The organism is Massilia cavernae, assembly GCF_003590855.1.
Classification (GTDB): domain Bacteria; phylum Pseudomonadota; class Gammaproteobacteria; order Burkholderiales; family Burkholderiaceae_D; genus Telluria_A; species Telluria_A cavernae.
Genome location: NZ_QYUP01000006.1, coordinates 1 through 24,395 on the forward strand (window position 1 = coordinate 1; position 24,395 = coordinate 24,395).

At 61.0% G+C, this 24,395-nt stretch carries 19 protein-coding genes and 1 pseudogene; 3 read left to right on the forward strand and 17 right to left on the reverse strand.

Annotated elements, in window-relative coordinates:
* Positions 1-287 precede the first annotated feature (287 nt).
* A complete protein-coding gene (locus tag D3872_RS00340) occupies positions 288-2,123 on the forward strand; it encodes a sensor histidine kinase (protein ID WP_229459085.1) in 1,836 nt (611 codons plus the stop codon).
* A gap of 180 nt (positions 2,124-2,303) precedes the next feature.
* Positions 2,304-2,954: a glycine-rich domain-containing protein gene (locus tag D3872_RS00345; RefSeq protein ID WP_119808932.1), complete on the forward strand. Its 651-nt coding sequence runs from the start codon at positions 2,304-2,306 to the stop codon at positions 2,952-2,954.
* Positions 2,955-3,102: 148 nt separating this feature from the next.
* On the opposite strand, the gene D3872_RS00350 is transcribed toward D3872_RS00345, so the two are convergent.
* The 4 genes from D3872_RS00350 to D3872_RS00365 all read right to left on the reverse strand — a co-directional run bounded on the left by D3872_RS00350 (position 3,103) and on the right by D3872_RS00365 (position 5,081).
* Entirely contained in the window at positions 3,103-3,369 is a 267-nt protein-coding gene (locus D3872_RS00350) for a hypothetical protein (protein ID WP_119808933.1), read from the reverse strand.
* A 198-nt stretch (positions 3,370-3,567) separates the two neighbouring features.
* Positions 3,568-3,828 carry a hypothetical protein gene (locus D3872_RS00355; RefSeq protein WP_119808934.1) on the reverse strand — a complete coding sequence of 87 codons (261 nt, stop codon included), beginning with the start codon at positions 3,826-3,828 and terminating at the stop codon, positions 3,568-3,570.
* Positions 3,829-3,965: 137 nt separating this feature from the next.
* The gene (locus D3872_RS00360) at positions 3,966-4,166 is read right to left on the reverse strand and encodes a hypothetical protein (RefSeq protein ID WP_119808935.1); all 201 of its coding nucleotides are present in this window, start codon (positions 4,164-4,166) and stop codon (positions 3,966-3,968) included.
* Between the two features lie 24 nt (positions 4,167-4,190).
* On the reverse strand, positions 4,191-5,081 hold the full coding sequence (locus D3872_RS00365) for an SDR family oxidoreductase (RefSeq protein WP_119808936.1): 891 nt from the start codon (positions 5,079-5,081) through the stop codon (positions 4,191-4,193).
* 483 nt (positions 5,082-5,564) lie between these two features.
* Between D3872_RS00365 and D3872_RS00370 the strand changes: the two genes are divergently transcribed.
* Positions 5,565-6,602 carry an IS630 family transposase gene (locus tag D3872_RS00370; protein ID WP_119808937.1) on the forward strand — a complete coding sequence of 346 codons (1,038 nt, stop codon included), beginning with the start codon at positions 5,565-5,567 and terminating at the stop codon, positions 6,600-6,602.
* Positions 6,603-7,062: 460 nt separating this feature from the next.
* Here D3872_RS00370 and D3872_RS00380 read toward each other — a convergent pair whose 3' ends face one another.
* From D3872_RS00380 to D3872_RS00440, 13 genes and pseudogenes are all read right to left on the reverse strand, one after another.
* The gene (locus D3872_RS00380) at positions 7,063-10,563 is read right to left on the reverse strand and encodes a pyruvate carboxylase (RefSeq protein WP_119808939.1); all 3,501 of its coding nucleotides are present in this window, start codon (positions 10,561-10,563) and stop codon (positions 7,063-7,065) included.
* A 71-nt stretch (positions 10,564-10,634) separates the two neighbouring features.
* Complete coding sequence (locus D3872_RS00385; RefSeq protein WP_119808940.1) at positions 10,635-11,423, reverse strand: enoyl-CoA hydratase/isomerase family protein; 789 nt, start codon at positions 11,421-11,423, stop codon at positions 10,635-10,637.
* Positions 11,420-12,979, reverse strand: coding sequence for an acyl-CoA synthetase (locus D3872_RS00390; protein WP_119808941.1), 1,560 nt, complete (start codon positions 12,977-12,979; stop codon positions 11,420-11,422). Before D3872_RS00390 ends, D3872_RS00385 begins: the two co-directional genes overlap by 4 nt.
* 41 nt (positions 12,980-13,020) lie before the next feature.
* Positions 13,021-14,036, reverse strand: a pseudogene (locus tag D3872_RS00395) (aldehyde dehydrogenase family protein).
* Between the two features lie 574 nt (positions 14,037-14,610).
* Positions 14,611-15,360: an enoyl-CoA hydratase-related protein gene (locus tag D3872_RS00400; RefSeq protein WP_220476842.1), complete on the reverse strand. Its 750-nt coding sequence runs from the start codon at positions 15,358-15,360 to the stop codon at positions 14,611-14,613.
* Positions 15,361-15,372: 12 nt separating this feature from the next.
* Positions 15,373-16,350 carry an NAD(P)H-dependent flavin oxidoreductase gene (locus D3872_RS00405; RefSeq protein WP_274381675.1) on the reverse strand — a complete coding sequence of 326 codons (978 nt, stop codon included), beginning with the start codon at positions 16,348-16,350 and terminating at the stop codon, positions 15,373-15,375.
* A 2-nt stretch (positions 16,351-16,352) separates the two neighbouring features.
* Positions 16,353-17,516, reverse strand: a complete 1,164-nt coding sequence (locus D3872_RS00410) for an acetyl-CoA C-acetyltransferase (protein WP_119808943.1) — start codon at positions 17,514-17,516, stop codon at positions 16,353-16,355.
* Positions 17,517-17,550: 34 nt separating this feature from the next.
* Complete coding sequence (locus tag D3872_RS00415) at positions 17,551-18,627, reverse strand: phosphotransferase (RefSeq protein ID WP_119808944.1); 1,077 nt, start codon at positions 18,625-18,627, stop codon at positions 17,551-17,553.
* On the reverse strand, positions 18,624-19,799 hold the full coding sequence (locus D3872_RS00420; protein ID WP_119808945.1) for an acyl-CoA dehydrogenase family protein: 1,176 nt from the start codon (positions 19,797-19,799) through the stop codon (positions 18,624-18,626). The genes D3872_RS00415 and D3872_RS00420 overlap by 4 nt, the downstream gene beginning before the upstream one ends.
* The gene (locus D3872_RS00425) at positions 19,796-20,557 is read right to left on the reverse strand and encodes an SDR family NAD(P)-dependent oxidoreductase (protein ID WP_119808946.1); all 762 of its coding nucleotides are present in this window, start codon (positions 20,555-20,557) and stop codon (positions 19,796-19,798) included. The genes D3872_RS00420 and D3872_RS00425 overlap by 4 nt, the downstream gene beginning before the upstream one ends.
* A 606-nt stretch (positions 20,558-21,163) precedes the next feature.
* Positions 21,164-22,362, reverse strand: a protein-coding gene (locus D3872_RS00430; RefSeq protein WP_119808947.1) for an IS3 family transposase whose coding sequence is annotated in 2 segments (ribosomal slippage) — positions 21,164-22,077 and positions 22,077-22,362 — 1,200 coding nt in all. Because the reading frame shifts where the segments join, the coding sequence is not laid out codon by codon here.
* A gap of 33 nt (positions 22,363-22,395) precedes the next feature.
* A complete protein-coding gene (locus D3872_RS26910) occupies positions 22,396-23,973 on the reverse strand; it encodes a methyl-accepting chemotaxis protein (protein WP_119808948.1) in 1,578 nt (525 codons plus the stop codon).
* Between the two features lie 95 nt (positions 23,974-24,068).
* Positions 24,069-24,395, reverse strand: a 327-nt coding sequence (locus D3872_RS00440) for a hypothetical protein (RefSeq protein ID WP_220476843.1), incomplete at its 5' end; no start/stop codon positions are given.

A 24,395-nucleotide genomic window follows, 5' to 3' on the forward strand; every position in this document is an offset into this window, starting at 1 on the left:
GGGATTTTTCTTGCTTGCGCCGGGGCTGGAACGTCCCTGCTGTTTTTGCCGAAACGATAAGAATGTTGCTTTTTTGAACAACCTATCAGGATTGATAGGTACGCCAGGATGCAAGTCTCGTTACCGTTGGTAACGATGCAACGCACTCTTCTGGTCATGTATACCTGCAACGCAATTCTTCAAGCCGAGTCCATCCCATGGCGCTAACCCCCGCCCAACAGCAGGCATTCTCACGTTATCAGGCCTTATGGGTCGGGGTAGCAATTTCCTCCTGTATCGGCCTGCTGATGTACCTTGCGACCACGAGGTTCATCGAGAGCGATTCGCGCGAGCGGTTTGCGAACCACGCGCGCAACGCCCAGAACACCATTGTGGCGCGGGTCAAGTCGTACACGGACGTGCTGCGCGCAACCGCCAGCCTGTTCCGTACGTCCGACACCATCACCCGCGCCCAGTTCCACGAATATGCGGCCGGCCTGGCCTTGCAGGATAACTTCCCGGCGATCGACACCATCAACTATGCAGAACATGTAACCCAGCAAACCCGACCAGCCTTCGAGCGGCGCCTGCACGAAGAACAGGATGCCAACCCTGGCCTGGCCATTTCCGCCGCGATCAGGCCCAACGGCACCGAGGTGGAGCGCGTGCGCGAATCGTATTCCGTGGTCACTTTCATCGAGCCAAGCTCGGCGTCCACGACGGCATTCGGGCTCGACCTGCAGACCAATGCCTACGTCGAGAAAATCATCCTGGCCACCCGCGATTCAGGCCAGATGATGAATTCGGGAACCCCGATCGGCGCCATCTCGGGCCCGAACCGGGCCTTCCTCGGCCTGCGCTTGCCGATCTACACCCCGGGGGCTCCGCTCGACAGCGTGGACCAGCGGCGCGCAGCCTACCGCGGCTCGGTCGGCATCGCCTTCAGCGTGCCGCGGCTGGTGCAGGGCGTGCTCGCCGAAATGCCGGTCAACAACGTACGCATGACTTTGCTCGACCAGGACATTCCGCCCCCTGGCGGCGGCCCGGTGTCGCCCACCGCGATGCGCATCCTGTTCGACAGCGCCGGCCAGCTGCACAGCCTTCCCGACGAGGCCGATCCTGCCCGCTTCACCACCACGCTGCCCGTCAATTTCCACGGGCGTGCATGGAAGGTCACCTTCAGCACGCCGAAGAAAGAGATTTACACAGAGTTCGATACGTTTTATCCGAAACTGGCGGCATTTGCCGGCTTCGGCGGATCGATGCTGATGTACGCCCTGCTCCACACGCTGACCTCCTCGCGCCGGCGCGCGTTGATGATCGCCGCCGACATGACGCAGGAACTGCGCGCCAGCCAGGCCAGGCTGCAGGCCTCGCACGAGACCCTGCGCCGCCTCGCCGCGCACACCGACCAGATCAAGGAGTTGGAGCGCAAGCGCATCGCGCGCGAGATCCACGACGACCTTGGCCAGAACCTGCTGGCCCTGCGCATCGAGACCGACATGCTGGCCTCGCGTACCCGCTCCAGCCATACGCGCCTGCATGCGCGCGCCCACGCCACGCTGCAGCAGATCGACGCCACCATCAAGAGCGTGCGCCAGATTATCAACGACCTTCGCCCCAACGTACTCGACCTGGGGCTGTCGGCCGCTGTCGAATGGCAGGTCAAGGAGTTCCGCCGCGTCACCGGCATCGAATGCGAGCTGCACGAACAGGTGCGCGACGACTGCATCAGCGACCAGCGCGCCACCGCCTTCTTCCGCATCTTGCAAGAGTCGTTGAGCAACATCACGCGGCACGCGCAAGCCACCAGGGTAAGCGTCGAACTGACCTTGCTGACCGACTCGCTGTACATGTCGATCCGCGACAACGGCAATGGCCTGGCCGACATGGCGCGCCAGAAAGCCGGGTCGTTCGGGCTGGTGGGGATCGAGGAGCGCATCACGATGCTGGGCGGAAGCCTGTCGATCAAGGGCGTGCCGGGCATCGGCACCACCGTGAGCGTGTCGGCGCCAGCCGACGATGCGCGCGACCACGAAGGCAGCGGCGAAAACGATGGAAACCAGGCGCCGTGGGAAATCAATCCGCAGCCGGTTCCGGCCTCGCGCATCACCGCCGAGAGACTGGAAAACTTGTCACCTTAATCGTTGATGTGGATCAACTAGCAACGGATGCGCCTGCGCAACAATTGAATTTCGTTACCGAGATCAATGTTCTTAAGAATGCTAACGCTGAACAATACAGGAGGATTTCGTACGTCAACGCGTAGTAAAAGACAAGGGATGTTTCTTCACGTAATCAACTACTAAAAGAAGAGGACCACCATGAATTCGAACGTCGAAATGAATGCAATTTTGGACCTTGACCTGAGCGCCATCAAGGGCAAACTGATGCACCGTCAGTCAGGCGAAGGGTGGACTGCGCAGCAGGCCGATTCGGTGGAACGTGAGTACAAGCGCTTCCTGTACCTGATGAAGGCATTCCCGAACGAGCAAACCGCTCCTTCGGTCGATGTCGATACGTTCTGGCACTACCATATCCTGGACACCATGAAGTATGCAGCCGACTGCGAGCAAGCCTTCGGCTACTTCCTGCACCATTACCCTTATGTCGGCATGGAAGGCGGCGCCGACGACGAAGAAATCCATGTCGCCGCGGGCGTGCGGATGCGCGAGATCTACGAGGCTACCTTTGGCGAAGACTATCCGCAGGCCGCCGCCAGCGGCCAGGATGCGGCCTACTGCAGCCTCATCTCCAAGCCGGCAGCGAGCGTCGCCTATTGCGGCATCGTCAAGCCACCTGCAACGCAAGCGGCCTACTGCGGCGTCAATCCGCCGGCGACCAAAGCTGCATACTGCGGCGTCAACCCTCCGGCAACGAAAGCTGCCTACTGTGGCGTCGTCAAACCGCCGGCAGCCAAAGCGGCCTACTGCGGCATCAACCCGCCGCACATGCCGATGGCGGCAGCGGCTTGAGATTCCTTCAAAGCCATGCGGAAGTAAGGCAACCGGCGGGCCGCAAGCCCGCCTCACCGCCGGGCGAAACAAACACTGCCAGCTTCGCGGCCGGCCAGCCGGCGCCGCTGCCAGCGGCCGGCTGAGTCCGGCTTTCGGGACGTCCGGGTCAGGCCAGCGCGGCCGATTGCCCGTGGCTCACCCCCATGAGGGCGCGCAATTCGCGGATGCTGAAGTCGCTCACTTCATGCATGCGCAGCAGGATGGTTGCCCCGATCGGCAGCGTGCGGTGGCGGATCTTGCTGATCACCGGCGGCGCCACTTCCAGCGCGCGCGACAGCGCGGCATCGTTCTTCAAATTCAGCTTGTCGATGATCGCGTCCAGCACGCGGTTCGGGTCGTATTCGGCGGCATCAGGTATTTTTCGTCCGGACATTACAAAACTTTCAGGCAGGTCGGCCGTGTCAAAAATTCGACACGGCGGTTAAAGAACAACTAAAAAGATGGCAGCTATAACCAAAAGCCATGGAATATCAGGCATTTTAGCCAAACGAAGCCATGATACACAGAATTGTTAATTTCTGCACAAGCGCCTCATTTTCTTTCACTGAAGAAAGAAAAATGAAAGGATATTTCACTGCCTGGGAGGAATGAGCGGCATCATCGTGACCGGCGCGAACAGCCAGTCGATGGCGATCTGGGTGGCCAGTTGGCCGTAGGTGGAGGGGATGAGGTAAAAGCGAACCAGCACCTGGTCGGGGTCGGGCGGGTCGAGGCGCCAGTTGAGCTGGCGGCGGATTTCCTCGGGCGCCGGCGGCGGGCGGCGCGCCGTTTCACGCTGCGCCATGTAGGCGCGGACTTGCTCTTTGGTCGGCTGGTGAATGCGGTGTGGCATGGCGAGCCCTGCACGAGTATCCGGTCGGAGACGGACTAAGATCACAATACGGCGCGCACGCGTGTCGCGTTTGAGCTATCGCAATCGTACACCGGCTCGCGTCTCGCCGCCGCATGGGCGCGTTGCAAAAACAACACTTATTTTTTGCCGGCCATGTAGATCGTCTTGGCGTCCTTGTACGCCTGGTCCAGCGTGCGCAGTTCCTTTTTCTCGTCGTGCTGCACGAAAAACTCGGCGTCCTGGGCGTCGACCACCAGCTTGATCGCCGCGGCGTCGCTCAGGTTGTACTTTTCCGCGATCAGCGTGGTTACTTCATCGAGATATTCTTCGTAAGTCATGTCGGTTTCCTTGTGTCAAGGCCGCTATTGTGCCAGAGCCATCGCCGCGACGGCCTGTGCCACTTCGGGATGGCGCAGGCGCACCCCGAGTTCCTGCTTGATGCGGGCGTTGTCCAGCTTGCGCGATTCGGACATGAAGGACAGCGCCACCTCCGACACCGACGCTTCCAGCTGCGCGCGCGACACCCGCGGCGGACGCGCCATGCCGAAGGCGTCGGCCACCGTGTCGAAATAGTCGGCCATCTTCATGCGGCTGTCGTCGACCGCATGGTAGACCCGCCCCGGCAGCGCGCGGAACAGCGCCAGCGCAACGATGCGCGCAAGGTCGTCGGCGTGGATATGGTTGGTGTACACGTCGTCGGCCGCCAGCAGTGCCGGGGTGGCGGCGGCCAGGCGCTTGAGCGGCAAGCGGTCGGCCGCATAGATGCCCGGCACGCGCAGGATCGCCAGTTGCGCACGCGCGCCTACCGCCCATGCGCGCAGCACGCGCTCGGCGTCGACCCGCCGCTGCGCGCGCGGGTTCACGGGCGCCACCGGGCGCGCTTCGGTCACCAGTTGGCCCGCGCAGTCGCCGTACACCCCGCTGGTGCTGACATAAACCACCCGTGCGCCCTCGGGTAGAATGGCGGTCAGCCGGCGCGTGCGCAGGTCGAGGCTGCCCTGCCCTTGCGGCGGCGCGAGGTGCACCACATACTGCGCCAGCCCGCGCAGGCGCTTCAGGGTCGAGGCCCGATCGAGGTCGCCGATGACCGGCACGGCGCCGGCGGCGCGCAGTTGCGCGCTGCGTTCCGGACTGCTCGTCAGCGCAAACACGCGGAAGCGGCCGCGTACCAGGGGCAGCAGGCGCATGCCGACATCGCCGCAGCCGATCACCAGCAGCCGCGGCCGCCCGAATTGTCGAATTTTGTTGTTCATTATGAGAGATTGTATGATCATATTAGTGCAAAGTGTTACTTGACATTTGCGCACTGATGAGCAAAATTAGAATGCCGGCATGACGCGCGTTCTTAAGCACCATTCGCCCATCCTTCTAGCGTCTCCTTGGGTATAGCAGCAGTTGTATGTAACCAACTGAAGAACAAGGAGGCCCGGGGTGCGTTTTGTGCTTGCCAACGAGAGGCTAGTAGTCTCCGGTCGAAGCTACGAGGGATTCCCTCTACTCCTCGACGACAGAGGCGATGCCATCCAACCCGCTCAAACCTTTCTATGGAAGCTGCTGCTATCGCCAGGAAGGCGCAATAGCAAAGACACGTGGGCGGCTTACGGAAGATCCCTTTTCGACTTCTTTGCCTACCTTCTAGCGAACAAACTTGATTGGAGGGCCAGCCCCGCGCCTGGGTTCCCAGGACCATTACTAACCCTCTATAAAGTAATGTTAGTTCGTAATATAATGCTGGCATGAAATGCAAACGAACTTCGGACGGCCGTAAACTGGACCATCATGCGCTCCAAGTTATGCGCCAACAGGCAGTCAAAGCGGTGCGCGAAGGCCAGTCGGTGGCGAACGTCGCCGCCGCCTTCGGCTTGAGCGTCACCACCATTTTTCGCTGGCTGGCCAAATTTGCCGATGGCGGCCAGAATGCCTTGCTGGCAAAGCCGATTCCGGGCCGCCCTCCCAAGGTCAGCGCCGAGGAAATGCGCTGGATTGCCCTGGCTGTGAAGGACAACACGCCGCAGCAGTTCAAGTTTGAATTCGGCCTGTGGACGTTGTCGCTGCTGCGTGAATTGATCAATCGCCAGTTCGGTAAATCCTTGTCGTTGGAATCGGTCCGTCGGGTCATGAAACTGCTTGGCTTTTCCGCGCAAAAGCCGTTGTACCAGGCATGGCAGCAAGACCCGGTGCGGGTCCAGCAATGGGAAGCCGAAACCTATCCCGCCATCAAAGCCGAAGCGAAGGCCGCTGGCGCCAACATCTACTTTGCCGACGAGGCCGGCATCCGCTCCGACTACCATACTGGCACCACTTGGGCGCCGGTTGGCGAAACGCCCGTCGTAGCGGTGACCGGGAGCCGCTTCTCCTTCAACATGCTGTCGGCGGTGAGTCCGCGCGGCGATTTTCGCTTCATGATTCATGAGGGCACCGTTGATGCGACCGTGTTCAAGGAGTTTCTCAAGCGCCTGATGGTTGGCGCCACCAAGCCGGTGTTTGTCGTCGTCGACGGTCACTCCATCCACAAAGCAAAACTCGTCAAGCAATACGTCGCCAGCCTCGACGGCGCACTCAAGCTGTTCTACCTGCCACCCTATTCGCCGCACCTCAATCCCGACGAGCAGGTCTGGGCGCATGTGAAGCGCCAAGTCAGCAAGCAATTCGTGCAGGATAAAGAGGGCATGAAGAAACTGGCCCTCAGGGCTTTGCGCCGTATTCAAAAATTACCGGCGATGGTTAAATCGTTCTTTCGCCAGCAGGAATGCAGGTACGCTGCCCAGGCATAACTTTACTTTCTAGAACGTTAGTAAGGAAAACTCGACTTCGGTCCGCCAACGCAACAGAATCGGCGGCGATAGGCTTAGTTGTGCCTTTCACCGAAGTAGCCGAGAGTGCAGGCCGGCTGCCAACGGTGCGCGCGGCTCTTGCTCGGCGATTCTCTTTTCGTACGTCCTCCCGACGCGCGCGATAGGCCTCGTAGCCTGTCTCGGCCTCGTCCTCCGGAAAGTAGCAATCCTCCAAGCAGTTCCTCGCTATGCGGAGCAACTTCACCCCGATTGTCCTGAGGGCAGTATTTCCAGCCTAGCGCTTCTCGGATTTGCTCGCAGTCGGGCAATGGCTCGCTATTTTCCCGCCTGCGCTGCTCGAGCCACGCCCTAACTTGCTCTTTAGTAGGATTAACGACATTGTTCACGTATGCTCCTGATAACGTTTCTATGGTCTTGCCGGGCGGCTATTCACTCAGGACTACGAATCGCTAAGTTCCAGCAACAGGTCCTTGGCGTTGACCGCCTTGCCTGGCGTGGTGTGTAGTGCGCGCACCACACCGGCGCGTTCTGCGCGCAGCATGGTTTCCATTTTCATCGCCTCCAGCGACAGCAGCGGGTCACCCTTGGCCACGCGCTGCCCCACCACCACCGCCACGGTGGCCACGATGCCTGGCATGGGCGCGCCCACTTGGTCCAGATTGCCGTCCTCGGCCTGCAACTGCGCGCCCACTTTCACCACGCCCTGGTGCCGGATACGGATCACACGCGGCTGGCCGTTCAGTTCGAAGAACAGCTTGCGTTCGCCCTCGTCCGGCAGCTCGGTGGAGCCCTGCAGCCGCACGATCAGCGTCTTGCCCTTGTCGATCTCGATCGACACTTCCTGACCGTCCACCAGCCCATTGAAGAACACGGGCGTCGGCAGCACGCTCACATTGCCGTACAGCGCCTGGTGTGCCGCGTAATCGCTGAACACCTTGGGATACATCAGGTGGGACGCCAATTCCTGTTCGCTCAGGGCGCGGCCCACCGCCGCCTCGGCGTCCACCAGCGCGGCGTCCAGGTCCACCGGCGGCAGCGAGGCGCCGGGACGCCCAACCAGCGGCGCGGCGCCCTGCAGCACCTTGGCGCCCAGTTCGGGCGGGAAGCCGTCCGGCGGGAAGCCCAGCTCGCCCTTGACCAGTGACACCACTGATTCCGGGAACGCCACTTGGCGAGCCGGATCGGCCACGTCGGCCGGGGTCAGGTTGTTGGCCACCATGAACAGCGCCATGTCGCCGACCACCTTGGAGGTCGGCGTCACCTTGACGATATCGCCGAATAGCTGGTTCACGTCCGCATAGGCCTGCGAGACGTCGGTCCAGCGCTGTTCCAGCCCCATGGAGCGGGCCTGCTCGCGCAGGTTGGTGTACTGCCCACCCGGCATCTCGTGGCGGTAGACGTCTGAGGTGCCGGAGCGCATCTCTGCTTCGAATGGCGCGTAGTAGCGGCGCACGCCCTCCCAGTATTGCGAGATGGAAAACATGGCCGAGCGGTCCATGCCGGGATCGCGCTCGCTGCCCAGCAGCGCGGCGGAGATCGAACCCAGGTTCGGCTGCGAGGTCAGGCCGCTCATCGCGTCCATCGCGCCGTCTACCGCGTCGCAGCCGGCCTCGATCGCGGCCAGCACGGAGGCGGCCGAGATCCCGCTGGTGTCGTGGGTGTGGAAGTGGATGGGCAGGCCCACCTCTTCCTTGAGGACCTTCACCAGCATGCGCGCCGCCGCGGGCTTGCAAATGCCGGCCATGTCCTTGATGCCGATGATGTTGGCGCCGGCCTTTTCCAGCTCCTTCGCCATCGCCACGTAGTATTTCAGGCTGTACTTGCCGCGCTTCGGGTCCAGCAGGTCGCCGCTGTAGCAGATCGCGCCCTCGGCCAGCGCCCCGGCTTCGCGCACCGCGTCGATCGCCACGCGCATGTTCTCCACCCAGTTCAGCGAGTCGAACACGCGGAACAGGTCGATGCCGCCCTTGGCAGCCTGCTGCACGAAGTAGCGCACAACATTGTCCGCGTAGTTGGTGTAGCCGACCGCGTTCGATGAACGCAGCAGCATCTGGAACAGGGTGTTGGGCACCTGCTCGCGCAGCAGCGACAGGCGCTCCCACGGATCCTCCTTCAGGAAGCGCATCGCCACGTCGAAGGTGGCCCCGCCCCAGCATTCGAGCGAGAACAGATTGGGCAGCAGGCGCGCGTAGTACGGCGCGATGGCCAGCATGTCGGCCGTGCGCATGCGGGTGGCGAACAGCGACTGGTGCGCGTCGCGCATGGTGGTGTCGGTCAGCAGCACTTGCGGCTGCGCCAGCATCCAGCTGGCGAAACGCTGGGGGCCCAGCTCCAGCAGCTTGCTGCGCGAGCCTGGCGCCAAAGGCTGGTCCAGCTCGGCGACCGACAGCTGCGGCAGCAGTGGCGCGGCCAGCGCATGGGCCGGAGCGCCGGCCGGCCACACCCGGCCCTTCATTTCAGGATTGCAGTTGACGTTGACGTCGCCGATGAAGCGCAGCAAACGCGTGGCGCGGTCCTGGCGCTTGGCGAAGTTGAACAGTTCCGGCGTGGTGTCGATGAAGCGCGTGGTGCATTCGCCGGTTTTGAACAGCTCATGGTTGATGACGTTTTCCAGGAACGGCAGATTGGTCGACAGGCCACGGATGCGGAATTCACGCAACGCGCGGTCCATGCGGGCGATCGCCTCGTCCGGCTGCGGCGCCCACGCCGTCACCTTCACTAGCAGCGAATCGTAGTACGGCGTGATCACGGCGCCCGAATAGGCGGTGCCGCCGTCCAGACGGAGGCCGAAGCCGGAGGCGCTGCGGTAGGCGGTGATGCGGCCGTAGTCCGGCGTAAAGCTGTTCTCGGGATCCTCGGTGGTCACGCGGCACTGCAGCGCGTGGCCGTTCAGGCGGATATCCTCTTGTTTCGGGACACCGGCCGACAAGGAATCGCTGGATCCGATGGCGGCGCCTTCGCTGATGCGGATCTGCGCCTTGACGATGTCGATCCCGGTCACCTGCTCCGTCACCGTGTGCTCGACCTGGATGCGCGGATTGACTTCGATGAAATAGAACTCGCCGCTATCGACGTCCATCAGGAATTCGACCGTGCCGGCGTGGGTGTAGCCCACCGCGCGGCCGAGGCGCAGGGCCGCTCCGCACAGCGCAGAGCGCGTCGCCTCGTCCAGGTAGGGCGCGGGGGCGCGCTCCACCACCTTCTGGTTGCGGCGCTGCACCGAGCAATCGCGCTCGTACAGGTGCACCAGGGCGCCGTGGCGGTCACCCAGCAACTGGACCTCGACGTGGCGCGCGCGGCGCACCAGCTTTTCCAGGTACATTTCGTCGTTGCCGAAGGCGGCCAGCGCCTCGCGCCTCGCCACCTCCAGCTGGCCGGGCAGCTCGGCCTCGGTCTCGATAGTGCGCATGCCGCGCCCGCCGCCGCCCCAGCTGGCCTTGAGCATCAGCGGATAACCGATCTTCGCGGCCATGGCCTTGGCCTGTTCGATATCGTGGGGCAGCGCGGAGGTCGCGGGCATCACCGGCACGCCGGCCGCGACGGCGGCGGTTCTTGCCGCCACCTTGTTGCCCAGGGTGCGCATCACGCTCGACGATGGGCCGATGAAGGTGATGCCGTGCTCCGCGCAGGCGTCGGCGAAGTCCGGATTTTCGGACAGGAAGCCGTAGCCCGGGTGGATCGCGTCCGCGCCCGCCTCGCGGGCGATGCGGATAATATCGTCGATATCCAGGTAGGCCGCGATCGGCTTCTTGCCCGCGCCAACGAGGTAGCTCTCGTCGGCTTTGAAACGGTGCAGCGCGAAGCGGTCCTCGGCGGCGTAGATCGCCACCGTGCGGATATCGAGCTCGGCCGCGGCCCGCATCACGCGGATAGCGATCTCGCTGCGGTTGGCGATCAGAATTTTCCGAACTGGCCGAAGTGGAATTTGTTCAGACGTCATAAAATTTCAGCGGTGTTTATGTACATGATCGACCAAGGCGTGCAAGCGAGTTGCGCGCCTCAGGAGGCAAATCAGCGGCCCTTGAACTGCGGTGGCCGTTTGGCTGCAAAAGCGGCGACGCCTTCGCTGAAATCAGCACTGCGCGTGGCAGCGACAAATGCCGATCGCTCAGCTTCGAGCTGTACTTCAAGCGAGCAGGCTGGAGCGTCATCGATCAATTTCTTGAAACGGCCGTAGGCCGCCGTTGGCCCGGACGCGATTTTGCTTGCCAGTTCCTGGGCGCGCGCATCCAGCTCGCCATCCTCTACCACTTCGTCAACTATCCCGTATGCGTTCGCATCACGCGCACTCAATCGCTTCCCGGTAAACATCAGCCCAAACGCGCGCCCGCGTCCCACGCGCCGTTCCAGGAACCACGTTCCGCCACAATCAGGCTGTGCACCCAAGCGGTCATAGGCAATCTGGAATATCGCATTGTTCGATGCAAGCACAAGATCGGCGCCCAGCACCAAGCTTAATCCTGCGCCCGCTGCAGGACCGCGTACCACCGCCAATACCGGCGCATCTGCCTTCCTCAACGCGACAAGCGCCGGGTTGATGGCATCGAGCAAACCATGGATAAGTCCGCTGGCATCATCGAGGTTTGCAGCAAAGGCGCCGACGTCGCCACCGGCAACGAAAGCGTTCCCGGCGCCAGTCAGCACGATGCAACGCGCACGCGCCTCGCATGCTGCCATCACCGCCACATTGAATGCTTGCGCGCTCGCCAGATCGACTGCGTTCAATACGCCAGGCCGGGAAAACTGGATGGTGGCCACGCCAGTGGCCTCATCAAAATTATAGATAACGGGTTTGTTCATTGGGCGCTCCGTTGCACCGCAGCCATTGTCCCCTGGGCATTGGCTGCGGCGCGATATTCGTCGATCAGCTTGCGTTTCATGAGCTTGCCCGTGGGATCGCGCGGCAGCGCATCACGGAACTCAAACGACGATGGGCATTTCACTCCGCCGAGCGCAGCGCGCGCGTAAGCGCGGAGGTCTTGAGCCAGCTCCGGGCTAGCGGTAAACTCCGGAGAAAGTTGGACTACGGCCAGTACTCGCTCACCCATTTCATCGTCTGGTGCGCCGATGACGGCAACATCGGCAATCATCGGATGGCTGCTGAGGCAGTTTTCGATCTCTTGCGGGTAAATATTGACGCCGCCAGAGATGATCATGAAATGCTTCCGATCCGACAGGAACAGGTACCCGTCCGCGTCCACATGGCCAACATCGCCCAGCGTAGCCCAACCGTGCCGGTTATATGCATTCTGTGTTTTCTCCGGGTCGTTATGGTAGACAAAGCGGGGGCCGTCGGCGAAATAGACGTTGCCCACGGTCCCGTGCGGAACCTCGTCACCATTGTCGTCAACAATCTTGATCACACCGAGAACCGCCCTGCCTACCGATCCGGGCTTCGCCAGCCACTCATGCGAGGACAGCGCCGACATACCACACATTTCAGTGCCCGAATAATACTCAAACACGATCGGGCCTAGCCAGGCAATCATCTCGCGCTTGACCGGGACCGGGCACGGCGCGGCCGCGTGTATCACCGCTTGCAACGACGACAGGTCGAAAGCGGCGCGCACCTCCTCAGGCAATTTGAGCGTCCGGACAAAATGGGTTGGCACCCACGTGCCGTGCGTGACGCGATAGCGCTCAATCAGTCTGAGCGACTGCTCGGCATCGAATTGATCCATGACAACCACGGTCCCCCCCAGGCGCTGGATGGTCAGTGCCCAGCGCTGCGGGGCTGAGTGATACAACGGCGAGGTGGATAAATACACGGTATTTTCATTCATACCGTACAGCCGCTGGCCCAAGGTTGCCAGCGGAGTCGCCACCGCCAGCCGCTCATCCGGCAATGGCGGCTTGACGCCCTTGGGACGGCCGGTGGTGCCGGACGAATACAGCATATCCGCACCTGCGGCTTGGTCCGCGATCGGCGTTGCAGGAAAAGCTGCGCATGCGGCTACCCAAGCGCGCTGGCCGGCGCAGATGCCGTAAACGGGGACATTTTCAGCTGTGCCCGCCGCCGCTTGCGCAGCCAGGTCAAGCAGGTCGTCAGAAGCGATCAACAGGCGTGCGCCGGAGTCGGCAAGGATGTAGCCGATGTCGCCGGCAGAAAACCGTGTTGAGATACTGGCCAGATACAAGCCGGCGCGCTGTGCCGCCCACGCGATGGGGAACAAATTGATTTCGTTGTTCAGCAAGACGGCCAACACGTCGCCCCGCTTCAGGCCGAGCGAGCGGAAGAGATGCGCTCCCTGGTTGGACTTTTCTTCCAGCTCCCGGTATGTGAGCACCTCTCCCGTGGCGGCGATGATGCATGCGGCCTTGTCCGGCGTGCTCTTGGAATGAATTTGCGGATGCATATACTTTGTTCCTCTACAATCTCGACTATTGAATCGCCTGCTCAGGCGATGGACATCACAACGGACTTCGGCTCCAGGTAGGCGTCCATGACCTCCGCGCCATTTTCACGTCCGAGGCCAGACTGCTTCATCCCGCCGAAGGGAAACGCCGGGTCCGCTAGCAGAATGCAGTTCACGAAGACCGTGCCCGCATGAATTTTCGCCGCCGCCTGATGGGCGGTGGCGCCGTCGCGCGTCCAGATGTAAGCGGCTAGTCCATAGGCGCTGTCGTTGGCGAGGGAGATCGCCTGGTCCGTATCATCGAAAGGCGTCACCGCCAGCACGGGTCCGAACACTTCTTCCCTTGCCACTTCCGCGTCCTGCGGAACATCACGCAGCACGGTCGGAGAATAAAAGTGGCCCGTGTCCGGGAGTGCCTGCCTGGAGGCGGCCTGCTGTTGAATGCCCGACGCCAGCGCCCTATCGACAAATCCCGTCACGCGCGCATGCTGGCGTGCGCTGATCAGGGGGCCAAGCTGGCTTGCGCGATCTGAACTCATCCCCAATTTCAGCGACGCACCGACAGCCGCGACGCCCGCCAGCACCTCCTCGTAGACCGAGCGATGCACGTACAGTCGCGTTCCACCGTAGCAAACCTGTCCGGAGTTAAAGAAGCACGCCATTGCGGCCTCCGGAATGGCGCGCGCCAGGTCGGCATCGCGGCAGATGATGGCGGGGATTTGCCGCCGAGCTCCAGCGATACCCGCTTCAAGTCGGGCACACTGGCGGCCAGTACGGCGCGGCCGGTGGCTGTCGAGCCGGTGAAGGCCACTTTCGCGATGCCCGCATGGCTGGCCAATGCGGCGCCGACTTCGCCGCCACCGGTCACCACCGACAATACGACGCCCGGCAGGGAAGCCATCAAGCCGATCTGCGCCAGCCGAAACGCTGTCAAAGGATAAAATCGGGGGCGGGTTTTGATGATCAACGGAGCGCACCCTGGCTGAGGGGCTGGGCAACTTTCCACATCGCGAGCACCAGCGGAATAATTCCACGGCGTGAAGATGGCGGGCACCACGCTACCGGTTCACGCCGTCGTATTAGTATGCGAAAGGCGCCCGGTGTCGCCGCAGGGTACCCGCGTGGCCCGCGAGCTTCGGAAGGCCATCCCGCAAAATAGCGCAACCAGCTACCGCCGCCGGGATGGTCCCGCCTGGCCACGCTGATCGGCTTGCCGGTAATCGAGCGAATCGAGCGCTGCGAGACGCGGCAGGTCGGACCTCTATCGCGTCCGGCAAAACGATGCAAGCAGCGTTCACGGCTGGAGTGGCGCCAATCCGCCCACGATGCTGCATCCTTGAACGCCTTTTGGCGCGGCGGCCACTACCGCATCAATATCCGGAAATCGACGCGCACCGGAATGTCCTGCAAAGGATTGCCCTGTGCAAGGGTTCTCGTCCGGAAATGAAATCTTCGCGCAAGGCGCTCATGGCCTGCGTAAGGTAAACTCCGGCAATTGTGAACGATGAAAGCTGTCCATCTGATCTCCTTTGACAAGCATGTCCAGTTTTTTCTTATTGCCGCAGACTGTCGCTCGGCTCGGCTGAGAACGCGGCATGCGCCGCTAGCGGCCCTTCCATTGCGGAGGTCGCTTAGCGCAAATGCCGCTCTGGTCCCTCTACCGCATCTTCTGATTCAAGCATTGCCTTCATCGAGGGATAGTTCCATTCATCACGCATGCCATCCGAGGCGGTCTCGGTCAGCCCCTTCAATATCGCTTCCTTGGTAGCACGGACAGACAACGGGCTGCAGGCCAGAATATCCGCTGCCCAGCGGCGTGCCGCCTCGAGCACATCTCCAGATACGACCTCGTTTACAAAGCCCATGGCATAGCCTTGCTGCGCTGTGACAGCGCGTCCCGTGAGCATCATTCCCATCGCCTGCTTAAGGCCTAGTTCACGGGGCAGCCGCTGGATTCCCCCGGCAAGGGCGGCCAGACCCACTTTCGGTTCGGGCAACGCAAACGTCGCATGCTCGGCCGCCACCAGGATGTCGCAGGCGAGCGCAGCCTCGAAGCCGCCGCCCATGGCGGCACCATTAACCGCGGCAATGACTGGCTTGACCAGATCGGCGCGGCTGGCAAGGCCCGCGAAGCCGGCCTTGGGCGTCGTCAAGCCGCCGCCCGATGCCTGCTGTTTGAGATCGTGACCAGCGCAGAAGGCCTTGGAGCCTGCTCCGGTCAGGATGGCAACCCATTGATCGGTGTCCGCCGCAAAGTTGTCGAACACGGCTTCGAGTTCCAAATGCGCCTCCGCGTTCAGGGAATTGAAGGCTTCCGGGCGGTTGATGGTCACGACGGTCAGACGATCTTCGCGCGAGACCAGTAGATATTTATAGCTCATGGATACACTTCCTCAGTCGGCCGTGATAGATGCAGCGAGCCGCTTGTTGATGATGGTTTCAGCATCGCCGACGATGCGTGTCAATAGCGCCGAGCACGTGGGAATATCGTGGATCAACCCCTGGACCTGGCCTGCCCAGATCAATCCGGCGTCAAGGTTGCCGGTCTCCAGCGCTTCGCGTCCTTTGGCGCCCGAAACCAGCGGGCGTACATCGTTGAAGGTCGCGCCCTGCTCGGCCGACAACGCCACCACGCGCTCCGAAACCGAATTCTTTGCCACCCGGCCCGTGTTATGGAAATTGCGAAAAATAAGGGCGGTGTCCCGCTCACTATTCGCAACCAGAAACTCCTTCACGCTATTGTGTATGGGCGCTTCGACGGTAGCGCAGAACCGGGTCCCCATATTCACGCCGTCGGCCCCCAGAGCCAAGGCGGCTGCAAGCCCGCGTCCATCGGCCAAGCCGCCGCTCGCCAGCATGGGAATGCCGATCCGATCGGCAGCGGCCGGGATCAGCACCAATCCGGGAACGTCGTCCTCACCCGGATGGCCCGCACACTCGAAACCGTCGATTGAAATGGCATCGACACCAAAACGCTCCGCCGCCAATGCATGCCGGACCGATGTGCACTTGTGGATGACAATCAGGCCATGCGCCTTTAAGTCAGCCACGTGTTCCTGCGGTTTGCCTCCCGCCGTTTCCACAATCTTGACGCCCATGTCGATAATCGCCTTGCGATATTCAGCGTAGGGCGGCGGTGAGACCGAAGGCAGTATGGTGAGATTCACCGCAAACGGCTTATCGGTGAGAGCGCGGCAACGCTCAATTTCCCTCCGCAGATCATCGGGCGTCGGCTGGGTGAGCGCGGTGATCGTGCCCAGCCCTCCCGCGTTGGAGACGGCAGCCGCCATTTCGGCGCGCCCAACCCACATCATTCCCCCCTGCATGATCGGGTGGCGTACTCCCACCAATTCGGTGAATCGCGTGCGGATGGTCATGACAAAGCCTCGACGATGGTGACGTTCGCGGTGCCACCGCCTTCGCACACAGTTTGCAGGCCATAGCGCAAACCACGGGCGCGCAAGCCATGGATCAGGGTCGCCATCAGCTTGGTCCCGGTTGCCCCCAGGGGATGGCCGAGCGCAATGGCGCCGCCGTTGACATTGAGCTTGTCGGGATCCGCCCCAAGCGCCTGGACCCACGCCAACGGAACCGGTGCAAACGCTTCGTTGACTTCGTAGAGGTCGATGTCATCAATACTGAGCCCAGCCTTGGCCAGAGCGCGCCGTGTCGCATGGATCGGCTCTTCCAGCATGATGACCGGGTCGCCAGCCGTGACGGTCATCTGCACAATGCGGGCGATGGGTTTCAGATTGTGTGCCTTCAGCGCGGCTTCGCTCACGACCAGCACGGCTGAGGCGCCGTCGCAGATCTGGCTGGCGTTGGCAGCGGAAACTACACCGCCCTCCGTCAACAGTTTGACCGCCCCGATTCCCTCCAGTGTCGCGTCGTAGCGGATGCCCTCGTCGATGAAGTGGCGGCCGCCTTCGATCGCCAGCGGCACAATTTCAGCATTGAAGGCGCCGGCCGCGGTCGCCTTGGCTGCGCGCACATGGCTCTGCAGCGCAAACCGGTCCAGGGTTTCGCGGCTAAAACCGTACTTCCTGGCGATCATCTCGGCGCCTTCGAACTGGCTGAAGGTGGACACGCCAAAGCGCTGCTTGATCTTGTCACTGAATGGACCGATGCCAATGCCTTCTTTTTGGTGGAAGGACAGATTAGTAAACATTGGGACCCGCGACATGCTTTCCGCGCCGCCGGCAATCACGACATCCTGCACACCCGACATGACCGCCTGGGCCGCGAACTGGATTGCCTGCTGCGAACTGCCGCATTGCCGGTCCACGGTCACTGCCGGCACGCTTACCGGCAGGCTGGAAGCCAGCACGACGTTCCGGGCGAATGCGAATGCCTGTTCCCCGGCCTGCGTGACACAACCGAGGATCACGTCCTCGATTGCAGCAGGATCGATTTCGGCACGGCCCACCAATGCATCCAGTACCGCACCTCCCATGTCGGCCGGATGCCAGCCTGCCAACTTCCCGTTGCGCTTGCCGCCGGCGGTACGCACCGCCTCGACGATATATGCTTCAGCCATTATGGTTTCCCTTCATTTATCAAGATCAACGTCATTACATGCATTCCAGCATCGCCTGATAAGCGAGCTCCGCTAGCTTCGGGAAGTTCTCGGCCCGCTCCCGCGCATGCGCGGAAGCCGCCGTGCCGCGCGCAACGCGACCACGAATGCCGTGAAAAATTGCGGCCATCCGGAAGAAATTGAATGCGATATAGAACTTCCAGTGTTCAACACTTTCACGTCCGGTCGCCTGCGCGTAGGCACGCAGATAGGTTTCCTCATCCGGTATATTGAGCTTGGCGATGTCAGCGCCCAGCAAGCCAGCCACAATTCCGGGCGGCATGCGATACATCATCGCGTGATAGGCAAAGTCGGACAAAGGATGGCCTAACGTCGATAGTTCCCAATCGAGTACGGCAATTACTTTGGGCTGCGTCGGGTGGAATACCAAATTGTCGCAACGAAAATCACCATGCACGATGGAAGTCTCATCGCCGGGTGGAATCAAACCTGGCAGCCGATCCACCAGCTGGTCCATACGGGAATCGCGTCCACCATCGACGTCCTCCAGGTATTGCCGCGACCAGCGCGCGATCTGCCGGCTGAAGTAGTTGCCTGCCTTGCCGAAGTCGGCTAACCCGATGGCGCGGTAGTCGATCTGGTGCAAGGCTGCCATCGTCACATTCATGGCCATGAAATAGTCCGCGCGTTGGTCGCCCGGCACGCCCGGGAAAGTCGCGTCCCAAAAAATACGGCCATCGACCTGCTCCATCACATAGAACCAGGTGCCAATCACCGCGTCATCCGTGCACAAGCCGAAGATGCGCGCTACCGGAAATCCCGCCTTGCCCAACGCGCTTTGCACCTTGGCTTCGCGGTCGACGGCATGGGCGCCGGCCAGCAGCTTGCCCTGAGGTTTACTGCGCAGCACGTAGCGCTGTCCAGGGGTCTGCAATTGATAGGTTGGATTCGATTGCCCGCCTTTGAATTGGGATACCACCAAAGGACCGGAAAATCCCTCGACATTCGCCTCCATCCAGCGCACCAGTGCAGCTTCGTCGAAACGGTAGCCTTCCCTGACCGGCGTCGTGCCGGCATTGGCGGCGGAATCAACGCCGGATACGTTCGTCATTGCCTTGCCTCCTTCCAGTCACGCCGAATTTTTTTGGCCAGTGACCACAGGTGCACCTCGGTCGCTCCGTCGTAAATGCGGAAAGCGCGTATCTCGCGGAACACCTGCTCGACGATCGTATCTTCGGTGACGCCGGTCCCGCCCATGATCTGTACGCAGCGGTCCGCGATTCGCATCAAGGCCTCGCTGACCGCGACCTTGGTCATGGAACTTTCACTGATACCGGCGGTGCCGCCGTCCAGCACGTCCGCGCACCAGTCGATCATCAACTCGGCCTGTTTCAGATCGATGAGGTTGGCGGCCAACATGAAACCGATACCTTCGTGGTCAATAATGACTTTGCCGAACGCCTGGCGCCGATTGGCATAGTCGGTGGCAATCTCATTAGCGCGGCGGCAGGCGCCAAGCCAGCGCATGCAATGCGTCAGACGGGCCGGGGCCAGCCGTACCTGCGCATATTTGAAGCCTTCGCCGGGCTCGCCCAGCATTTGACTGGCCGGAACGCGCAGTCCAGAAATCGTCACCTCGCAATGCCCGCCAGGCATCGACGTATCAATCGTGCGTGGCACCCGGTCGACACGAATAGCGGGATTCGGCAAATCGACGAGGAACATGCACGCGCCCGCTTCCGCCTTCGCCATGACGATGCCGATTCCGGCCGCCTGCGCGCCGGTAATGAATGCCTTGCGGCCATCGATGACCCAATGGTCGCCGTCGCGCCTGCAAGTCGTTTGCATCATCATCGGATCGGACCCGGCTCCACCTTCGGCGGCGGGCTCCGTCATGAAGAACGCGGAACTGACCCTTCCTTCCAACAGTGGCGCCAGGAACCGGCGCTGGATGTCAGGACTGCCGACCTTCCCGAGCAGATACATATTCCCTTCATCGGGCGCCGCAGTGTTGCACGCCAGCGGTCCCAGCGGCGACAGGCCGGTTGCCGTCAGCACCAGCGCGGTGTCCCGATGAGAAAGGTGCGAGCCATCGGCAAGGATATGGGGTGTCAGCACACCCGCCGCACGCGCATGCTCCCTTAGCTCCGCCACCAGATCGCCGGTGGGGCAGCCGTGATGATCGCGGCGGGAATCGCGCTCGTACGGTGCAACCACCTCGCGTACGAACCGTTCGACACGGGCGGCAATTTCGCGGCCGGCGCCGGTATCAGCGATGCTCATTTCGCCGCCATCCGGATGGCGCCATCCAGACGGATGGTTTCGCCGTTTGCCATGGGATTCAAGATGATCGCTTCGACCATTTGAGCGAATTCGTCAGGCTTGCCCAAACGGCTCGGGAAAGGAACTTGCGCGCCGAGGGAGGCCTGGGCCTCCTCGGGCAACGACGCCAGCAATGGCGTCAGGAAGATGCCCGGCGCAATTGTCATGACGCGAATTTTGTGGCGGGCGAATTCGCGCGCCAACGGCAGCGTCATCCCAACGATAGCGGCCTTCGATGCCGCATACGCAGGCTGGCCGATCTGCCCGTCGAACGCGGCCACACTGGCGGTATTGATAATGATCCCGCGTTCCTCGCCTGGCACATCGGCGGCATGGAGGCGGCCGGCGAATTTTGACAGGACGTTGAAGGAACCCAGGAGATTAATGTTGATGATATGGCCAAAATCCTTCAGCGGCAGCACGTCGCCATCGCGATTAATCACCTTGGCTGGTGCGCCGACGCCCGCACAGTTCACCAGGATTCGCGCCGTCCCGCAAAGCGCCTCCGCCTTCGCCAGCGCATCTTCCACCGCGCGTTCGTCGGTGACATCGACCCGAATGAAATGGCCGCCAATCGCAGCCGCATGGGAAGCGCCAAGATCAGCGTTCTGATCGAAGATGACTACTTTTGCACCCGCACCGGACAAGCGCGCGGCGACTGCGCCGCCCAAGCCAGATGCGCCACCAGTTACAATCGCTGCTACCCCGTTAATTTGCATAATGTTTGCCCTTTCTATAGTTCATCACAACATCGGATGTATCAAACAGTGTGTCCAATATATCCAGGTGTTTTGACGATGCCATCGTCGGAACCGACGACCAACCTGGGCTTGAAAATCTCATCGGCGCATAACGCACGGCGGTATTTGCCGACCACATTCCCTGCCATCGTTGGCGATCCGAGTGCGCGCCGGCATGGAAGTGGCATGCTTACTGCTGGCCAGCTTGAACGGCGCCGGCAAGCTTTGCTGCACCTGCTGGTGGGGGAGGTTGTACGTTGGCTGTCAGGACGCCAGGGCATTGCGCCTGTCCGGTATACCTTATCGGGTGGAGGACGGACGCGGTCTACTACAAGCCACCTGGAAAGCGGCGGCGTGGTGCCGGCCGCGTCCCAGGTCAACAATTCGGCAGCTGCATGAGGCTTGCTCTACTCAACTGAGAATAAGGCCGGTAAAGTGGACCCATCGGTCAAGACAATCTTTCAGCGAGTTTAAGCTGTGTCCGTTTCCACCGCTGCAGCTGGTCGGCGCTGCCCCGTGATCCTACTTCCTTGCCGCTGGAGGGCTTCATCCTCCAGGGGCCGCCGCCGGCATGGCCTGCTGCGGTCACGCCGTTTCGGGCGCCGCCACTTCAGCGCTGCCGTACTTGTCGACGATCAACGCTCCGCCGCCGATTCCACTGCGATAGACGCTGGCCGGCGTCTTGTAGCCAAGGGACTGGTGCGGTCGCTCGGCGTTGTAGAACGCGAAGTATTGCGCCAGTCCCACCATCAGCTCCGCCATGTTGGCATAGCCCTTCAAGTACACATCCTCGTGCTTCACGTTGCGCCACAATCGCTCGACGAAAATGTTGTCCAAGGCCCGTCCGCGGCCATCCATGCTGATGGCCACGCCTTCGCGCTTGAGCACGTCCGTGAAGGCCGCGCTCGTGAACTGCGAGCCCTGGTCGCTATTGAACACCTCGGGCCTGCCATGCTCGCGCAGGGCGTCCTCCAGGCAGTCCACGCAGAACGAAGCATCCATGCTGTTGCTGAGCCGCCAGGACAGCACCTTGCGGCTGTACCAGTCAATCACGGCCACCAGGTAGGCGAAGCCGCGCGCCAGCCTTAGATAGGTTATGTCCGTGCTCCACACCTGGTTCGGCCGCGTGACCGGTACACCCCGCAGCAGGTACGGGTAGACCTTGTGCCGAGGATGTGCCTTGCTGGTGTTCGGTCCGGGCGCCATGCCCGCCAGTCCCATGCTGCGCATCAGGCGCTGTACCCGCTTGCGGTTGACAACGCGGCCCGCTGCGCGCAAAAACACCACCATGCGCCGGCTGCCATAGAACGGCCTGTTCGTGTATTCCTCATCGATCAGCCGGCACAGCAGCAAGTCCTCCGCACCTGCATCCTCCGGCACCTTGGCGGCGAGCCGCCGGTACACCGTCGCGCGCGGCACTTCCGCCAGTTCGCATTGCCGGCTCAGGGGCAGCTCATCGGCACCGTCGACCCAGCCCATCCGGGCATCAAGGCTCACTCCCCCAACTTTTTTTTAAGCCAGTCATTTTCCATCTTCAGCCGGCCAATCTCGCCGTACAGCCGATTCTCGCCGCTCTTGTCCTCGGCTGGTTTGGGACCCCGCTTGGTCTCGAACAGGGCGCCGGCAGATTCCAAAATCTCCTTCTTCCACTGTCCGACCAGTTGCGGATGCACGCCGTACGTTTGTGCGATTTCCGTGATCGTCTTCACCCCGCGCACCGCCTCCAAGCCTACCTTCGCCTTGAATTCGGCCGTATGCACCTTGCGTTTTTTTGCTTCACCCATTTGCTGCCATCCTTTCGCGGACGACAGCTTAAACTACCCCGTAGTCACTGTCTCAAAATGTGGATCCACTATAAGTTTGAACTGGTCAACAGTTTGTTTGAGCTTTTCTGCCTGATCTTGCATGCTGGATGCAGCCGCCGCAGCCTCTTCGACGAGCGCAGCATTTTGCAGTGTCATTTCATCCATCTGCCGTATTGCGCGGTCCATTTCCTCGATGCCGGAACTTTGTTCCTGGCTCGCGACAGTAATCTCCGACATGATGGTAGCGACGTGCTGGATCGACTGAACAATTTGACTCATTGTATTGCCGGCGCAATCGACCAGGCGGCTACCTTCCTCCACTTTCTCAACTGAATCACTAATAAGAAGTTTGATTTCTTGCGCAGCCTCGGCTGCTCGCTTGGCGAGGCTACGCACTTCTGAAGCAACCACCGCGAAACCGCGTCCCTGCTCTCCCGCATGCGCAGCTTCCACTGCGGCATTCAATGCCAGAATATTGGTTTGGAAAGCAATCCCGTCAATGACACCGATAATGTCAACAATTCTGGTTGAGCATTCCCGAATCAGTTTCATCGTGGCGACGACCTTTGCAACGACCTCGCCCCCTTCAACCGCCTGGCGGGATGCTGATTGGGCGGTTTGGGTGGCCTGTGTGGCATTTCCCGCATTCTGTCTCACCATGACGGTGATCTGTTCCATAGACGAAGCGGTTTCCTCGATGGCACCCGCTTGCGCTTCAGTTCGAGAAGACAAGTCAGCATTTCCAGAAGCAATTTCCCTGGATGCCAGGCTGATGGTTTCGGTACCATTGCGCACATCGATGACGATATGGGCCAAGCTGGCAGTCATATTTTTTAGTGCAAGAAGAAGTTCGCTGATTTCGTCTTTGCCGGTTACTTCTCGGCCAAAAGACAGCTCGCCTTCGGCGACTCTTCTGGCGACTTGCAAGGCGCCTGAAAGTGGCGAGGTGATACTGCGGGTAAGAGCCCAGCCGATCAGTCCTGCAAAAGCGATGGTGACGACACTGACTACCACGAACGACTCGGTCAGGCGCGCCGCCGTGACTGCCGCATCTTGAATGAATGCCGCCGAAGTTTTCTCTTGGTGCTTGACCAGGCGGTCCATTTGTTTCGTCCCTGCCGCGCTCAGGGGATCGAACCTATCGGCAATGAGTTTGGCCGCAGCCGGCGTATCGGAATCCAAGGCAAGCTCAATTACCTTGACCAATGGCGCCTGGATTTCATTTTCAAGTTTTGTAATTTCCCTGAAAATCGCCTTTTCTTCCTCATCAAGAACCATTGCATTCAGTTTTTTCTTTGCATCTCCATAGCGCTGATGCAGCGCCGGGATCTTGGTAACCTCGCTTTGTACAAGCGCCAGCTCACTATAAAGGCCGAGGTTCCGAATGGTAATGCCGACTTCGTACAAAGCACTTTTCATATTGCCAATGTGCTTGGCTTTGTCATTCGATGCGTTAAGCGTGACTATCGTCGTGTCGCGATTCTCTGCGCTTAACCAGCCGCTGATTGCGTGAGAAATGGTGAAGATCGATACGATCAATCCAATCCCAAGGCAGAGCCTCAGCCCGATACGCAAGTCTCGAAGTTTCATAATGCTCTCCCATCGTTTTTGGACCGGTCGAGGTCGTTACAAACCTTCGTCGACCCGTTATGTGGCTTAACTCAACAAAGCGAACAGGTAACTGTTCAGCCTGAATGGCCAAAGCAATCCGCGTCATCCGCATCGGTGAACGCGATGTCGCCTTGTTCGGCCTCAGCTATGCATTCCCACAGGCCGTCTTGATGCAGCGCGATCGAATCGGCATTTCGCAAGTAGAACTCATCGGGATCCAGGCCATCGATCAGGACCGGACGACGTACCCGCCTTTGTTTTCCGTTGATGAAGATAGTCATGAACTGTGCCTTCTCCCTCTTCTGGGCGACGGTCAGTTTGCGCTTCGGGGCCATGGTATTGAATGCGATTGTTAACTGTTCGGCCGCTACGCAGCTGGCATGATCGGATCGCCAGTAAAT

Excerpts from the sequence above, each read along its gene's own strand:
- D3872_RS00340 (WP_229459085.1), top strand. The coding sequence starts at position 288 with ATGTACCTTGCGACCACGAGGTTCATCGAGAGCGATTCGCGCGAGCGG.
- D3872_RS00345 (WP_119808932.1), top strand. The coding sequence starts at position 2,304 with ATGAATTCGAACGTCGAAATGAATGCAATTTTGGACCTTGACCTGAGC.
- D3872_RS00350 (WP_119808933.1), bottom strand. The coding sequence starts at position 3,369 with ATGTCCGGACGAAAAATACCTGATGCCGCCGAATACGACCCGAACCGC.
- D3872_RS00355 (WP_119808934.1), bottom strand. The coding sequence starts at position 3,828 with ATGCCACACCGCATTCACCAGCCGACCAAAGAGCAAGTCCGCGCCTAC.
- D3872_RS00360 (WP_119808935.1), bottom strand. The coding sequence starts at position 4,166 with ATGACTTACGAAGAATATCTCGATGAAGTAACCACGCTGATCGCGGAA.
- D3872_RS00365 (WP_119808936.1), bottom strand. The coding sequence starts at position 5,081 with ATGAACAACAAAATTCGACAATTCGGGCGGCCGCGGCTGCTGGTGATC.
- D3872_RS00370 (WP_119808937.1), top strand. The coding sequence starts at position 5,565 with ATGAAATGCAAACGAACTTCGGACGGCCGTAAACTGGACCATCATGCG.
- D3872_RS00380 (WP_119808939.1), bottom strand. The coding sequence starts at position 10,563 with ATGACGTCTGAACAAATTCCACTTCGGCCAGTTCGGAAAATTCTGATC.
- D3872_RS00385 (WP_119808940.1), bottom strand. The coding sequence starts at position 11,423 with ATGAACAAACCCGTTATCTATAATTTTGATGAGGCCACTGGCGTGGCC.
- D3872_RS00390 (WP_119808941.1), bottom strand. The coding sequence starts at position 12,979 with ATGCATCCGCAAATTCATTCCAAGAGCACGCCGGACAAGGCCGCATGC.
- D3872_RS00400 (WP_220476842.1), bottom strand. The coding sequence starts at position 15,360 with ATGAGCTATAAATATCTACTGGTCTCGCGCGAAGATCGTCTGACCGTC.
- D3872_RS00410 (WP_119808943.1), bottom strand. The coding sequence starts at position 17,516 with ATGGCTGAAGCATATATCGTCGAGGCGGTGCGTACCGCCGGCGGCAAG.
- D3872_RS00415 (WP_119808944.1), bottom strand. The coding sequence starts at position 18,627 with ATGACGAACGTATCCGGCGTTGATTCCGCCGCCAATGCCGGCACGACG.
- D3872_RS00420 (WP_119808945.1), bottom strand. The coding sequence starts at position 19,799 with ATGAGCATCGCTGATACCGGCGCCGGCCGCGAAATTGCCGCCCGTGTC.
- D3872_RS00425 (WP_119808946.1), bottom strand. The coding sequence starts at position 20,557 with ATGCAAATTAACGGGGTAGCAGCGATTGTAACTGGTGGCGCATCTGGC.
- D3872_RS26910 (WP_119808948.1), bottom strand. The coding sequence starts at position 23,973 with ATGAAACTTCGAGACTTGCGTATCGGGCTGAGGCTCTGCCTTGGGATT.